Source organism: Microvirga splendida (genome assembly GCF_016427565.1).
GTDB classification, from domain to species: domain Bacteria; phylum Pseudomonadota; class Alphaproteobacteria; order Rhizobiales; family Beijerinckiaceae; genus Microvirga; species Microvirga splendida.
This window is the reverse complement of sequence record NZ_JAELXT010000003.1, coordinates 122,188-136,943: the sequence shown is the minus strand read 5'-3', so window position 1 is coordinate 136,943 and position 14,756 is coordinate 122,188. Positions and strand designations below refer to the sequence as shown.

The following is a 14,756-nucleotide window of genomic DNA, read 5'->3' as shown; positions in this document are numbered from 1 at the left end:
ACCCGATCTGGATGGGGGGGAGGGGTACCCGCGCTCCATCCTGCACACGATCCCGGATCGGCTCCGCCGTCCGGGATGACGGCGGCGGGGATGACATCGGGACACTCCCCTCTCCCGGGCGGGAGAGGGGCAGGGGTGAGGGCGTAGCGCTCGGCCACCTTGGCGCGGTCATCTCCGCTGCATCTTCTTCGGCACCGGCTTCCCCTCACCCCAACCCTCTCCCACACGGGAGAGGGAGACGTGCCATGCTGGTTTCCCGGCCCCGCCGGTCGCACCACCCCCAACCGGCCGCTTCGCGGCTGCTCCTCCCCACAAGAGGGGAGGGAAACAGCGCCCTATCCTGTACGCGACCCCGGCTCCAGCACCCGCCTGAGCAAGTCCCTGGCGTAGTCCGCATCCGTCCGGCAGCCCTCCGCCAGCCAAGCCTGCCGGGCCTGGGCGAGCATTTCGCCGATCTTCGGTCCTTTCGGAACGCCGCCTTCGACGAGATCGGCCCCGCGCAGGGGAAAGACCGGCACGGGCTCGGCGCCGCTGCGGTAGCGCTCGAGGGCCTTGCGGCCCTCGTCGTGAACGACGGGGACCGGCTCTCCGGCCATCGCCGCCAGAGCAAGCCCCAAGGACGCCGGATCGTGATCGGCCACCAGGCGGCGGATGGCTTGTGCATCGAGAGGCAGGGTCCGGGTCTTGAGCAGGCTGAGGAGCCGGGCATAGGCGACAAGATGTCTGTGCTCGTCATTGGACAGCCGCAGTTCGTCCCGCAGGCGGCCTGCGTCTTCCTCCACCAGCACGGCGAGAGCCGCCAGACGCCAGATGGCGCCAGGGTGATCCCCATCACCGGCAGCCACGCGACCGAAGCGACCGAACTCGGCGACGCCGCCGAGAAGGCCCGTGAGGAAGCCGTGCTCTGCCAGGATGCGGATCGTCTCCTCGGCTCTTCTGGCCACGAGGAGCTTGAGCAGCTCGTGTCGGATCCGCTCCTTCGAGAGGATCGACAGGCCCTGTCGCTCGGCTCCCGAGGCGGCAAGTCCCTCGGCATCGGGCTCGCCTTGCGCGTATTCCGCGTGGAAGCGGAAGAAGCGCATGATCCTTAAGAAATCCTCGCGGATGCGGGTGCGGGCGTCGCCGATGAAGCGCACGCGCCGGGCGGCGAGATCCGCTTCGCCGCCGGTGTAGTCGTAGAGCTGCCCATCGAGCCCGAGGGACAGGGCATTGATGGTGAAGTCTCGCCGCCTGGCATCGCGCGCGAAGTCGCGCCCGAAATGCACCACCGCGTGGCGCCCGTCCGTCTCCACATCCTCCCGCAGGGTCGTGATCTCGAAGGGCTCGCCGTCGACGATCACCGTGATCGTGCCGTGCTCGATGCCCGTGGGCACGGCCTTGAACCCGGCCTGCCTCGCCCGCTTCACGGTCGCGTCGGGCAGCATGGTGGTGGTGCAGTCGACCTCGGTGACGGGCCGTCCGAGGAGAGCATTGCGCACGGCGCCGCCCACGATGCGGGTCTCCTCGGCCCTGTCGTTGAAGACCTCGAGGAGGCGTCGCAGCTCGGGGCGTTCGAGGAGGCTGGCGAGCGCCCGCCGGTCGAGGGCTCCGGTCACCGGAAATGCCCTGGGATCACGCGTCCGTTTTCGACGCGTGTCGGCACATAGGTGCCGGTCTGGCGCTCATCCAGAAGGCCCGTGGCGATGAGCGAGAGAACGACGAAGCTCAGGCCCACGATGGTGAGCCAGAGGGACTGGCTGCTCCAATGGGCCCAGAGCAGCGGATTGCGGCGACGGATCACAAGATATGCGCCGAAAAGGACAAAGGGCAGGAAGAACAGCACCAGGCCTTGAACAACTGCCCGCGTCATGAACCGTAGAGCCTTTCATAAAGGTTGCGGATGATGCCCGCCGTCACGCCCCAGATGTAGCGTCCCTGATAGGGCATTGCATAGTAGCGGCGAAGCTTTCCCTTCCACTCGCGGGAATGGAGCTCGTGGCGGGCCGGATCCATGAGGAAGCTCACCGGCACCTCGAAGGCATCGGCGACCTCATCGTGGTTGATGGCGAGCGCGTAGGACGGCGAGACCCGGGCCACCACCGGCATGACGAGATAGTTCGTGCCGGACAGATAGGCGTCGAGATAGCCGAGGGGGCTGATGAAGCGGCTGTCGAGGCCGATCTCCTCCATGGCCTCGCGGCAGGCGGCATCCAGAACCGACGCGTCCGTCGGGTCGACCCGGCCGCCCGGAAAGGCGATCTGCCCCGAATGCTGGCGCAGATGCGCGGCGCGTTCGGTCAGCAGCAGCATCGGCTCCTCGCGCATGACCACGGGCACCAAGACCGCCGCAGGCTTCGGCGTGAGCGGATAGACCAGCGGCACGTCGTCGATGCTGTGATCGCCGCGAGGGTTCGCCAGGGCCTCCTCGGGGTGCGGAGGCTCCGGGCGCAGCCGCTCGGTCGCCAGGGTCAGGAAATCCGGCTCGTCCTGGGGGGCAAGACGCATCAAGCGGCGCCCAGCTCGGAGGCAGGAGCAATCGGGAAGAAGGCCCCGCCTGCAGCCACCCCAAAGGTGGCCGCGCCGTCGAGGCTCCTTTCCTCTCCCAGGGCGATCAGGTCGAGGGCGAGGCTGCGGGTCACGAGAGCCCACAGGTCCCCCCGGACCTTCACATAGGGTTTGACGCCGCCATGGGCGTCCTGCTCGAAGCGCAGGGCGTGATCCGGCCCCACCTGGACGAGGTCGTCCACGTTGGTGCGGAACGCGATCTGGCGCCCCTCCCCCTCGCCTTCGACTGCCATCTCGACTGCGAGAAACGGCGCATCCTCGACGACGATCCCGACCCGCTCGACCGGCGTGACGAGCACATGGCGCTCCGGATCCTTGCGCAGCACCGTCGAGAAGAGCTTCACCAGAGCGGGGCGGTTGATGGGCGTGCCCATGTAGTGCCACGTGCCGTCGGCCGCGATGCGCATGTCGATCTCGCCGCAATAGGCCGGATTCCAGCGCTCCACGGGAGGCGGGCCTTTGCGCTTGGCATCGGACCCGAGAGCTTCCGCCAGGCGGGTCAGGGCATTTCCGGGGGTGAGAGGCGAAGGGTCGGTCATGACGCAAGCGTGAACATGATTTTCATTTTCCGGGATCGACGAACGGCCATCGATGGTTACTTCCTAGAGCATAGAGTCCCCAGCTGTCTCGTCCACTCCACCCCGGTTCAACGCTGCGGCGCATCGACCCTTGCCACTCGACCCGGATCACAGGCAGACTAGCTAACGGGGGCAATCGCTATGAGAGGGAGAATGACCTCATGACGGCCAGCATTGCTCAAGCGCCCACCGCCCTGGACGACGCGATCATCCGCAACGCGGAGGCAACGCTTGAGACAGTCGGCCGTGCCCGGGAAGCCATTCACACCGTCATCTTCGGCCAGGAAGACGTGGTGGACCTCACCCTCATCACCCTTCTCGCCGGCGGCCACGGCCTCCTCGTCGGCGTTCCGGGCCTCGCCAAGACGAAGCTCGTGGATACCCTCGGCACCGTGCTCGGGCTGGATGCCCGCCGCATCCAGTTCACCCCGGACCTGATGCCCTCCGACATCCTGGGGTCTGAGATCCTCGACGAGGGCGCCGACCGGCGTCGCTCCTTCCGGTTCGTGAAGGGCCCGGTCTTCGCGCAGCTCCTGATGGCGGACGAGATCAACCGCGCCAGCCCCCGCACCCAGTCCGCGCTGCTGCAGGCCATGCAGGAGCATCACGTTTCCGTGGGCGGCGAGCGGCACGACCTGCCGCAGCCCTTCCACGTGCTGGCGACGCAGAACCCGATCGAGCAGGAGGGCACCTATCCGCTTCCGGAAGCCCAGCTCGACCGCTTCCTGCTCGAGATCGACGTCGGCTATCCGAGCCGGGACGCCGAGCGGCGCATCCTCATCGAAACCACCGGCGCCGAGGATCACAAGCCCACCGCCGTCATGAACGCAGAGACGCTGATGAACGCGCAGCGCCTCGTCCGCCGCCTGCCCGTGGGCGAGAGCGTGGTCGAGGCGATCCTCGATCTCGTGCGCTCGGCCCGTCCGGAAGCGGAACGGATCGAGGGCGTCAGCGACAAGATCCTGTGGGGTCCCGGACCCCGCGCCAGCCAGGCGCTCATGCTGGCCGTGCGCGCCCGCGCGCTCATCGAGGGCCGCGTGGCGCCCTCGTTGGCCGACGTGGTGGCGCTGGCCGAACCCGTTCTCAAGCACCGCATGGCGCTCACCTTCTCGGCCCGTGCGGATGGCGACACCATCGGAAGCATCATCGGTCGGCTCACCGCGCGGCTCGCAGGCTAGGATCATCACCATGGCCCGTGTCCGGGTCCTCCCCGAAAGCGCCCGTTCGCCGGGCCGCGTCGAGACGGAGAGCGCGCTCTCCCTCGCTCACCGGATGCCCCGCCTCGTGCTGGAGGCCCGGCGCGTCGCCGCCAATCTTGCCCACGGCATCCACGGACGCCGCCGCTCGGGCACCGGCGAGACCTTCTGGCAGTTCCGGCCCTTCGTGGCCGGTGAGGCGGCGCAGCGCATCGACTGGCGCCGCTCGGGCCGCGACGACCGGCTCTATGTGCGCGAGCGGGAGTGGGAGACGGCCCAGACCGTGTGGTTCTGGATCGACCGCTCCGCCTCCATGGGCTACGCGTCGGACCTGGCCCAGGCGCCCAAGATCGAGCGTGCCGTCGTGCTGGGTCTGGCGCTGGCCAATTGCTTCGTCGAGGGCGGCGAGCGGGTCGGCATGCTGGGCCTGATGCCGCCGCGCGCCACCCGGCGCATCGCCGAGACCATGGCCCAGACCCTGGTGGCCGACCGCGCCTCCCTCGAGGAGGACCTGCCGCCGCCGGCTGCCGTGGCGCCGCAGCACGAGGCCATCCTGGTCAGCGATTTCCTGTCGCCTGCGCGCGACATCACCGCCATGGTCGAGGGCATCTCGTCCCGGGGCGCACGCGGGCATCTCGTGATGATCGTCGATCCCGTCGAGGAGACCTTCCCGTTCCAGGGACAGGCGGTTCTGCACGATCTCGAGGATGGCCTGTCGCTTCGGATCGGCGACGCCATCTCCTGGGGCAAGGCCTATCGCCTGCGGATCGAGCAGCACCGGGCGGAGCTGCAGGAACTGGCACGCCGCCGCGGCTGGACGCTCACCATCCATCGAACGGACCGGCCGGCCAGCGAGGCAGCCCTGCGGATCATGACGCTCGTGTCGACGTCCCGCGGGACGGGCGTGGGAGGGCGCTGAGCGATGCTGGGCCTGCCTCTCACCTTCACCGTTCCCCTCGTCCTGACGGCGCTCGCCGCGCTGCCCGCCATCTGGCTGCTCCTGCGCATCACGCCGCCGCAGCCCAAGCGCGTGGACTTCCCTCCGCTCAGGATCATGGCGGACCTGCGCCCCGAGCAGGAGATGCCGGCCCGCACGCCGTGGTGGCTCCTTCTCCTGCGGCTGCTGCTCGCCGCCTTCCTGATCCTCGCGGCCTCCGGGCCGATCTGGAATCCGCTGGCCGAGGACAGCAATCGCTCTCCGCTCCTCATCGTGCTCGACAACGGCTTTGCCGCCGCTCACGACTGGCGCGACCGCATGAACCTGGCGTCCGAGCGCATCGAGGCCGCCGGTCGCGACGGGCGCACGGTGGCCCTCGTGGCGACGGCGGAAGCGCCGGCCGCTATCGAGCCTGCGAGCCCCGCTGCGGCGCTCGAACGCCTGCGCTCCGTGAAACCCCTGCCGCACCTGCAGGACCGGCAGGCGCACCTGGAGTCCGTCAGGCGCTTCCTGGAGGCAACGCCCGACGCCAACATCGTCTGGATCAGCGACGGGGTCGCGGGCGTTGACGGACAGGGCTTCATCGATGGTCTGGCGCAGATGGCGGACGGCCGGCGGATCACCGTTCTGAAAGCGGAGCGCGCTCCCGCCCTTGCGGTCGCCGGCGTGGAGAATGCCAGCGGCCAGCTCAATGTCAGGCTCGTGCGGCCCGAACCGAACGGGCGCGATTCCGGCACCATTCGCGTTCTCGATCTCAAGAGCCTGCCGCTCGCCGACACGCGCTTCTCGTTCGCGGCCGACGCCACCGAGACAAATGTGGCGTTCGACCTGCCCACCGAGATCCGCAACGCCATCGCCCGCATCGAGATCCTCGGCGAGGGCTCGGCCGGCGCGGTCCATCTCCTCGACGAGCGCGGCAAGCGCCGCCGCGTCGGCCTCGTGTTCGGCGGCACCTCCGACCGGGCGCAGCCGCTCCTCTCGCCGCTCTACTACATCGAGCGGGCTCTCGCGCCGTATTCCGAAATCCGCCAGGGCCGCGGCGGCGTGGCCGATGCGGTGAACCAGCTCATCGACGAGCAGGTCTCCGTGCTGGTGCTGGCCGATGTGGGCGGGCTCGACCGGGAGACCCTGGGCAAGATCACCGCCTTCGTGGAACAGGGCGGCATGCTGCTGCGGTTTGCAGGCTCGCGACTGGCCGCCGGCAACGACGAGCTGGTGCCGGTGCGCCTGCGCCGCGGCGGACGCAGCCTCGGCGGCACGCTGTCCTGGGATACGCCCAAAACCTTCGCGCCCTTCACCCGCGAAAGCCCCTTCTTCGGCCTCGCCGTGCCGGAAGAAATCGGCATCCGCCGCCAGATTCTCGCGGAGCCCGATGGCGACCTGCCGGCGAAGACCTGGGCGGCCCTGGCCGACGGCACACCCATCGTCACGGCCGACAAGCGCGGCGACGGCATGATCGTGCTCTTCCACGTGACGGCCGACACCACCTGGTCGAACCTGCCCCTGTCGGGTCTGTTCGTCGACATGCTGCGCCGGACCACGGCCCTCGCCGGCGCCCCGAACGACGTGAACGCAGAGTCCCGCAACGCGGAGAACGAAACCGTGGCGCCCCGTCTCACCCTCGATGGCTATGGCATCTACATCTCGCCGCCGGCGAACGCCCGCCCGGTGACGCGCACCTATGCCGAGCGGGCGACGGGCGAGCATCCGCCCGGCTTCTACGGCCCGGTGGATTCGAGCCTCGCGGTCAATGCGCTCCTGCCCGGCGACCGGCTGGCTCCGCTGAACTTCGCCCCCCTCAACGCCCGGATCGCTCCGCTGGCCGGAGCCCAGACCATCGATCTGCGCATGCCCCTCTTTATGCTGGCCCTGCTGCTGCTCGTCATCGACACCCTGGCGTCGCTCTGGCTCGGCGGCCATCTGTCCAGCGTCTCCGGCCGCCTGCGCAAGGCGGGCGCCGCAGCCGCCATCGTGCTGGGCTCCACGTTGCTGCTCAACCCTGCCTCGGATGCCAGTGCGCAGGAGCGCCGGTCGTCCATGACCATGGAAAGCTCGAACCCCGCTCTCGTGACGCGGCTCGCCTACGTGATCACGGGCGATCCGCAGGTGGACGAGACCAGCAAGGCGGGCCTCACCGGGCTGACGCAGGTGCTGAGCCAGCGCACCGCCCTGTCGCCGGGCGAGCCCATCGGCGTCGACCTGTCGCGGGACGAGGTGGCGTTCTATCCGCTGCTCTACTGGCCCATCGTGGCGGGCCGGCCCATGCCGTCGGAGGCGGCGATCAGGCGTCTGGATGCTTTCATGAAGGGCGGCGGCACCGTGATCTTCGACACGCGGGACGCCTTCGGCAACCGTCTCGACGGCGCTCCCAGCGCCGAGGGGCAGTATCTGCGCCGGATGCTGGCAGGCCTCGACATTCCGGAAATCGAGCCCGTGCCGGTCGATCACGTGCTCACCAAGACGTTCTACATTCTCGACAGCTTCCCCGGCCGCTACGCCACCGGGCAGACCTGGGTCGAGGCCCTGCCGCCGGAGACGGAAGGCGAGGCCAACCGTCCGGCGCGCTCGGGCGACGGCGTCTCGCCGATCATCATCACGTCGAACGATCTCGCCGCCGCCTGGGCCGTGGGCCAGCGGGGCGAGTGGCTCTATCCCGTCGTCGGCAGCGATCAGCGCCAGCGGGAATTCTCATATCGCAGCGGCGTCAACATCGTCATGTACGCGCTCACCGGCAACTACAAGGCCGATCAGGTGCACGTGCCGGCCCTGCTCGAACGCCTCGGGCAGTAAGGGGTAGGTCTTTTGCTTTCCGTCAGCTTCTCACCCCTCATCCCCGACTACGCCCTCTGGGCTCTCGGCGCGGTCGTCGCCCTTCTGGCGGTCCTGGCGCTCGCCACGCGCGGGCCTGTGGCGATCCTCCGCGCGGTGGCCCTCGGCCTCGTTCTGCTCGCGCTCGCCAACCCGGCGCTGGTGCAGGAGGACCGGGAGAAGGTGAAGGACATCGTGGCGGTGGTCGTCGATCGCTCGAGCTCGCAGACCCTGGGCGACCGCTCGCCCATGACCGATCAGGTGAGGGCCGAGCTGGAGCGCCGTTTCGGCTCCCTGGCGGATGTCGACCCGCGCTTCATCGAGGCCGACGACGGCAGCGGCGACGACGGCACGCGCCTGTTCGCCGCGCTCTCCAACGGCCTCGCCGACGTGCCGCCGGATCGTCTCGCCGGCGTCATCTTCATCACCGACGGCGTCGTTCACGACATTCCCCCCACGGTGGAGAGCCTCGGCTTCAGGGCGCCCCTCCATGCGCTGATCACCGGCCGCCCCGACGAACGCGACCGGCAGATCAAGCTGCTGGAGGCACCGCGCTTCGGCATCGTCGGCAAGGACCAGACCATCCGGGCCCAGGTGATGGAGCGCGGCGGCACGGGCTCCGCCCAGGTGACGGTGCGCCGGGACGGGCAGGTTCTCACCCGCCAGCAGGTGCGCGCCGACACGCCGTTTTCCCTCGACGTGCGCATCGAGCATGGCGGCACCAACGTGGTCGAGCTCGAAGTGGAGGGCCTGCCCAACGAGCTGACCCAGGCCAACAACCGGGCCGTCATTCCCATCGAGGGCATCCGCGAGAAGCTGCGCGTGCTGCTGGTGTCGGGCGAGCCCCATGCGGGCGAGCGGACATGGCGCAACCTGCTGAAGTCGGACGCTAACGTGGACCTCGTCCATTTCACGATCCTGCGTCCGCCGGAGAAGCAGGACGGGACGCCGATCAACGAGCTGTCGCTCATCGCCTTCCCGACCCGCGAGCTGTTCCAGCAGAAGATCAAGGAATTCGACCTGATCATCTTCGACCGCTACGCGAACCAGAGCATCCTGCCCTCGAGCTATTTCGAGAACATCGTGCGCTACGTGCGCGAGGGCGGCGCGATCCTCGTGGCGGCGGGCCCGGAATTCGCCAGCTATGGCAGCCTCGCGCAGACGCGCCTTTCGCCGATCATTCCAGGCCAGCCCAACGGCAGCATCATCGAGCAGCCCTACAAGGCCGAGATCACCGAGACCGGCGAGCGCCATCCCGTGACCCGCGACCTGCCGGGCTCGGAGCAGTCGCCGCCCGCCTGGGGCGAGTGGCTGCGCATCATCGGCTCACAGGTGCAGACGGGCTCGACGCTCATGTCGGGCGCCAACGACCTGCCCCTCCTGGTGCTGCGCCGGGAGGACAAGGGCCGCGTGGCCCTGCTGCTCTCCGACCACGCCTGGCTCTGGGCCCGCGGCTATCAGGAGGGCGGCCCGCATCTCGACCTCCTGCGCCGCCTCGCCCACTGGCTCATGAAGGAGCCGGCCCTCGAGGAGGAGGCCCTGCGGGCGAGCGCGCAAGGACGCGACATCCGCATCGAGCGCCAGACGATGGCGGAGACCGCCGCTCCCGCGACGGTCGTCGCGCCGAGCGGCCAGGAGAGCAGCGTGGCTCTGACGGAGTCGCGCCCCGGCCTGTTCACCGCGCAGGTGGCAAGCCGCGAACTCGGGCTGCACACGATCCGCTCCGGCGACCTCGTCGCCTTCGTCAGCATCGGCCCGGCCAATCCGCGCGAGCTGATGGACGTGTTCAGCAACACCGAGGCTCTCGAGCCCATCGCGGAAGCGACCGGCGGGTCGGTGCGGCGCGTGGCCATGGCGGGCGATCAGAGCATCACGGTCCCGCGCATCCTCGCGGTGCATTCGGGATCGCGCTTTGCCGGCGGCGACTGGATCGGCATCAAGCCGAGCGACAGCGCCATCGTGCGCGGCGTCTCGGTCTTCCCGATGGCCCTGGGCTTCGTGGGTCTGGTGCTGCTGATCGGCTCGACCCTCGCCGCCTGGCTGATCGAGGGACGGCGAAGGGCCTGATCAGTCCGTCGGCTGAAGCGTACTCACGAGCCCCTTGGCGCGCGCCAATGCGCCCTCTTCCAGCTCCAGGGCGAGAAAACGCCCCGGATTGACCGGGCCCGGAAGCTGCAGGTGCTGGGGCGGAATGCGCTTGAAGCCGAAGCGGCTGTAATAGGGCTCGTCGCCCACCAGCAGCACCAGGGTGTGCCCCTTGGCCTTGGCGGCCTCCAGAGACCGGCGCATGAGGGCGGCGCCGATGCCGCGGCTCTCGAAAGCCGGCTCGACGGTCAGCGGCCCGAGCACGAGGGCCGGTTCCTCGCCAGCCATCACGGGCGTGAGACGCACGGACCCGACGAGCAGGGTGCCGACCATGGCGGTGAAGGACAGGTCGAGCAGATGCGGCACCCCTTCGCGCAGACGCGAGGCGGTGCGGGCGAAGCGGCCGGGGCCGAAGGCGCGCTCGTGCAGGCGCTCGATGGCGTCGGAATCGATGGGTTGCTCGGTGCGGATCTGGAGCGAGAGCTCGGTCATGGACGGACTCTGGGCGAAAGACGAAATGGACTAAGGCGGCTGGACAAATTCAGCCGTGTCGTCGTCGCAGAATCCGGGTAATGCTCATGGGGCTCGGCGTTTCCTCTCTGACTAGGCCATAGCAGCGTCGGGAACGCGGCGCAAACGCTCTTCACCAATGCGGCGAGGGAGGCTGGCCTTCGAGGATCTCCGCCAGACGGTTTCGGGTGGCCGAGGTCGTCTCCTGGGGCAGATCGTCGAGGGGGAAGAACCCTGCTTCGGCGATCTCCCGGTCCGGCCGCTTCTCCTCCAGCACGGTGAAGCGCCGGATCACATAGACCAGAACGTGGTCGCGCCGGGATGTCCGATTGTTGAAGAACACGCCGAACAGGGAGGGCGCCTCGTCCATGGCGATACAGGCCTCCTCGCGCAGCTCACGGTCGAGGGACTCCAGGGCCGTCTCGCCGGTCTCCACACCCCCGCCCGGCAGGTGCCAGCCGGGCACATAGGTGTGCCGGATGAGGAAGACGCGGTTCTCACGGTCGAGCACCACGCCCCTCACCCCGAGCGTCATGCCTCTCGAGAAGCGCCAATAGGTGTGAAGCCCCAGGGACAGGAGACGCGAGGCTTTCCGGGGCGGCGCGGAGTCGGACATCGGCCCATGCCATCACAACAAGATTACCGGAGGATGAATGTAGTCATTCATCAAATGCATGGCTGTTCCCTCAAAATGGCGCGTGACCCGCATCATACGAAGGTCTAAGACACCGGCAACCAAAGGTGTTCCAATGTTTCTCACGTTCATCCTGTCCCGCCTGAACCGCTCCGCTCGCTTCTCGTGGACCCCGGCCCTCAACTTCGACGACCGCTCGGTCTACTCGACCCTGATCCCGGGCGCCCAGTACTGAGTTCGGACGAGCCCCTGTCCGCATGACAGGGGACTTGGCTATGGCGCGGCTCTATTTTAGAATTATTCTAAATTGGAGTCGTCATGAAGTCCCTGTCTGAATTGTCCGAGCGCGAGGTCGTTGCGCTCGCCATCGCCAGCGAAGAGGAAGACTCGCGGATCTATCAGCATTTCGCGGATCGCCTTCGCCCTGACTTTCCCGCTTCGGCCGACATCTTCGACGGCATGGCCGAGGAAGAGCGGGACCATCGCAATTCCCTCTACGGCTTCTTCCGCTCGCGGTACGGCGAGCACCTGCCTCCCATCCGCCGGGAGGACGTGCGCGGCTTCCTGAAGCGCCGCGCGGTCTGGTGGAGCCCCCATCTCGATCTCGATCGGATGCGCCGCGAGGCGGAAGTCATGGAGCTGCAGGCGGCGAGCTTCTACGAGAAGGCCGCCGGGCAGACCCTGGACGTGTCCCTGCGCGAACTCTTCACCAAGCTCGCCGAGATCGAGCGTGGGCATGAGCGCAAGGCCGGCGAACTCCATGCCGCCCACCTGACCGAGAACGCGCAAGCCGCCGAGGAACATGCCCGCCGGCGGCTCTTCGTCCTGCAATACGTGCAGCCGGGACTCGCCGGCCTCATCGACGGTTCGGTCTCGACCCTCGCGCCCCTCTTCGCCGCGGCCTTCGCCACCCAGAACAACTGGGAGACCTTTCTGGTGGGTCTGGCGGCCTCCGTCGGCGCCGGGATCAGCATGGGCCTGACCGAGGCCCTGTCGGACGACGGCGAGATCACCGGGCGCGGCTCGCCCTGGCTGCGCGGCCTCGTCTGCGGCCTGATGACGGCGGCTGGCGGGATCGGCCATACCCTGCCCTACCTGGTGCCGGATTCCTGGCCCAACGCCTTCATCCTGGCCACCAGCATCGCGGCCGTCGTTGTGGCGGTGGAACTCGTCGCGATCTCCTGGATCCGGACGAAGTACATGGAGACGCCGTTCTGGAGCGCCACCTATCAGGTGATCGTCGGCGGCGTGCTGGTGCTGCTTGCCGGTATCTTCATCGGCAGCGCTTGACGGGGCAGCGTGCGCGCGCGAGTTCTCGTGTCCAACCGCATCAACCCGGCCGCCATGTTCCGCATCGCACACCTGACCGACCCTCATGTGGGCCCCCTGCCCCGGCCGCGCCTGAAGCAGCTTCTGAGCAAGCGCCTGACCGGCTGGTACAACTGGCACCGCAGCCGGCACGACATGCACGACATGGAACTCCTGGCCGCGCTGGTGGCCGACATCCATGCCCAGGAGCCGGACCACATCACCTGCACGGGAGACACCTGCAACATCGGCCTGCCGGAAGAGTGGAAGACCTCCCGGGTCTTCCTCGAGGAGCTCGGCGATCCGGCCCGCGTCACCTTCGTGCCGGGCAATCACGACGCCTATGTCCGGGGCTCCCTGGCAGGCCTCTTGAAGGAGGTCGCGCCCTGGACGCGCGGCGACGACGGCCGCGAGGCGAGCTTTCCTTACTTACGCCGCTACGGCTCCATCGCGATCGTCGGCCTGTCCTCCGCCATTCCGACGCTTCCCTTCGTGGCCTCGGGCAGGGTCGGCTCCAGGCAGATGAAAGCCACCGAGGAAATGCTGAAGACGCTGGGCGAGGATCCGGGCTGCTTCCGGATCGTGCTCATCCACCACCCGCCCCACGTGGGCGGGGCGGAAGCCGGGCGCAACCTGACCGATGCCAAGCGCTTCGAGAAGATGCTCTGCCGGGCGGGCGCCGAGCTCGTGCTCCACGGTCACAACCATGTGGGATCGCTCGCCCATCTCGACGGCCCGCGCGGCCCGATCCCGGTGATCGGCGCCCCCTCGGCCTCGGCCCGCGGCGGAACACTGATCCACACGGCCGGCTATCATCTCTTCACCGTCGGACGGGATGAAACGGGCTTTCTCCTGATGGCGGAGCGCAGGGGATTGCGCCCTGACGGAACCGTCGGCGGCCTGGGCATGCTCTCGCTCGCCCGCATCCGCCAACCCGGCGAGCAGGGATAAGGCTCAAGCTGCGTCTCTCGGGAACCGCGCTAACACATGTTAACGTCTCGCCCCGCGACAGCGCAAGCAAAGCTAAGCTTCAGTATTCGCAGCAGTATTTTCCCTGCATCTCCTCTTATCTTCTGGAACCGCTCAGATCGCTCCCCGTTGAAGGGGTGCAGCAGACACCCATGAACTTCGCAGGCCTTTCGGACTGCGCACGATGTTCTGGGACCTGGGACAACAGGAGTTCATCCCATGAAGAAATACGTCGCCCTCGCGGCCCTGGCCGCATCCGTTTCGGCCGCCCCGGCCTCCGCTCAGATGGTCATGGACAGCCAGACCTATCGCATGATGGCGGCCCAATCGGATGCCTTCGAGATCGCCACCAGCCAGCTCGCCCTCGAGCGCTCCCGCAATCCGGCCGTCCGCCGCTATGCCGAACGGATGATCCAGGATCACACGACGACGAGCCAGGCCCTGAACGGCGGCCGTCCGGTCTACACCGCCTCCGGCCAGTTCATCGGCGGCTCCCTGAGCGGCACCCTGGCCGGCGCGGGCATCGGCGCCCTGGTCGGCGGGCCGGTGGGTGCAGCCGTTGGCGCCGGCATCGGTGCGACCGCAGGCACGGCAGCGGGTGCGACCGCGAGCGGCTCTCCCAGCACGGCTGGCGGCACGGCGACAGGTGCCCTGGCCGGCGCCGGCGTGGGCGCCCTTGTGGGCGGCCCCGTGGGCGCAGCGGTCGGCGCCGGCATCGGTGCGAGCACGGGCGCGGCGGCCGGCGGTGCGGCCGACGTCCAGGCCACGGGCTCGGTGACCCCGATCCGCCTCGGCGTTCCGCTTCCGCCGGAAAAGATGGCCATGCTGAACCAGCTCGCCTCGACCTCGGGCCCGCAGTTCGACCGCCTCTACGGTCAGACCCAGCGCATGGCGCACCAGGAGGCTCTGGCCCTGCACGCGGGCTATGCCCAGGCCGGCAACGATCCGTCCCTGCGCCAGTTCGCGGCCTCGGTGGTTCCGCACATCGAGCATCACCTCGAGGATTCCCGTCGCCTTCCCGGCGCGACCGCCCGTCGCCGCTAAGCGAACCTGAACCGAAGTCGCCTGACGGCGGGTCCATTGGACCCGCCGTTTCCGTTTGCAGCGGCGGCAAAGGAAGGTTGAGCCCTTTTCCCGGCTTGTGATGCGGGCGGCACGGTGTAGGAAGGAGCATCACACCTCACCTC

Annotated in this window: 13 protein-coding genes; 7 read left to right on the top strand and 6 right to left on the bottom strand. The window is 68.6% G+C overall.

The features are described 5' to 3' along the window. Positions 1-335 precede the first annotated feature (335 nt). Genes JAO75_RS04745 through JAO75_RS04730 form a run of 4 tightly spaced genes read right to left on the bottom strand, consistent with a single transcriptional unit; the run spans position 336 to position 3,083 of the window. Complete coding sequence (locus tag JAO75_RS04745) at positions 336-1,595, bottom strand: CCA tRNA nucleotidyltransferase (protein WP_199047122.1); 1,260 nt, start codon at positions 1,593-1,595, stop codon at positions 336-338. Continuing rightward, positions 1,592-1,849, bottom strand: coding sequence for a DUF6111 family protein (locus JAO75_RS04740; protein WP_199047121.1), 258 nt, complete (start codon positions 1,847-1,849; stop codon positions 1,592-1,594). Before JAO75_RS04740 ends, JAO75_RS04745 begins: the two co-directional genes overlap by 4 nt. Continuing rightward, positions 1,846-2,484 carry a CoA pyrophosphatase gene (locus JAO75_RS04735; RefSeq protein WP_199047120.1) on the bottom strand — a complete coding sequence of 213 codons (639 nt, stop codon included), beginning with the start codon at positions 2,482-2,484 and terminating at the stop codon, positions 1,846-1,848. The genes JAO75_RS04740 and JAO75_RS04735 overlap by 4 nt, the downstream gene beginning before the upstream one ends. Next, a complete protein-coding gene (locus JAO75_RS04730; RefSeq protein ID WP_199047119.1) occupies positions 2,484-3,083 on the bottom strand; it encodes a DUF1285 domain-containing protein in 600 nt (199 codons plus the stop codon). The genes JAO75_RS04735 and JAO75_RS04730 overlap by 1 nt, the downstream gene beginning before the upstream one ends. 200 nt (positions 3,084-3,283) lie before the next feature. On the opposite strand from JAO75_RS04730, the gene JAO75_RS04725 reads away from it, so the two are divergent. The 4 genes from JAO75_RS04725 to JAO75_RS04710 are packed head-to-tail and all read left to right on the top strand — an operon-like array spanning position 3,284 to position 10,130. After that, on the top strand, positions 3,284-4,300 hold the full coding sequence (locus tag JAO75_RS04725) for an AAA family ATPase (protein WP_199047118.1): 1,017 nt from the start codon (positions 3,284-3,286) through the stop codon (positions 4,298-4,300). Positions 4,301-4,310: 10 nt separating this feature from the next. After that, positions 4,311-5,237 (top strand): DUF58 domain-containing protein, encoded by a 927-nt coding sequence (locus tag JAO75_RS04720; RefSeq protein WP_199047117.1) that lies wholly within the window; start codon positions 4,311-4,313, stop codon positions 5,235-5,237. A 3-nt stretch (positions 5,238-5,240) separates the two neighbouring features. Further along, a complete protein-coding gene (locus tag JAO75_RS04715; protein ID WP_199047115.1) occupies positions 5,241-8,045 on the top strand; it encodes a DUF4159 domain-containing protein in 2,805 nt (934 codons plus the stop codon). Between the two features lie 12 nt (positions 8,046-8,057). Then, positions 8,058-10,130 carry a hypothetical protein gene (locus JAO75_RS04710; protein ID WP_199047113.1) on the top strand — a complete coding sequence of 691 codons (2,073 nt, stop codon included), beginning with the start codon at positions 8,058-8,060 and terminating at the stop codon, positions 10,128-10,130. On the opposite strand, the gene JAO75_RS04705 is transcribed toward JAO75_RS04710, so the two are convergent. Continuing rightward, entirely contained in the window at positions 10,131-10,640 is a 510-nt protein-coding gene (locus tag JAO75_RS04705; RefSeq protein ID WP_199047111.1) for a GNAT family N-acetyltransferase, read from the bottom strand. It lies immediately after the preceding gene. 151 nt (positions 10,641-10,791) lie between these two features. Further along, positions 10,792-11,274: an NUDIX domain-containing protein gene (locus JAO75_RS04700; RefSeq protein ID WP_199047109.1), complete on the bottom strand. Its 483-nt coding sequence runs from the start codon at positions 11,272-11,274 to the stop codon at positions 10,792-10,794. 336 nt (positions 11,275-11,610) lie between these two features. On the opposite strand from JAO75_RS04700, the gene mbfA reads away from it, so the two are divergent. The 3 genes from mbfA to JAO75_RS04685 all read left to right on the top strand — a co-directional run bounded on the left by mbfA (position 11,611) and on the right by JAO75_RS04685 (position 14,613). Then, entirely contained in the window at positions 11,611-12,582 is a 972-nt protein-coding gene (gene mbfA, locus JAO75_RS04695; RefSeq protein ID WP_199047106.1) for an iron exporter MbfA, read from the top strand. 54 nt (positions 12,583-12,636) lie between these two features. Further along, positions 12,637-13,551, top strand: coding sequence for a metallophosphoesterase family protein (locus tag JAO75_RS04690; protein WP_199047368.1), 915 nt, complete (start codon positions 12,637-12,639; stop codon positions 13,549-13,551). Positions 13,552-13,788: 237 nt separating this feature from the next. Further along, entirely contained in the window at positions 13,789-14,613 is an 825-nt protein-coding gene (locus tag JAO75_RS04685; protein ID WP_199047104.1) for a DUF4142 domain-containing protein, read from the top strand. Positions 14,614-14,756: the final 143 nt, after the last annotated feature.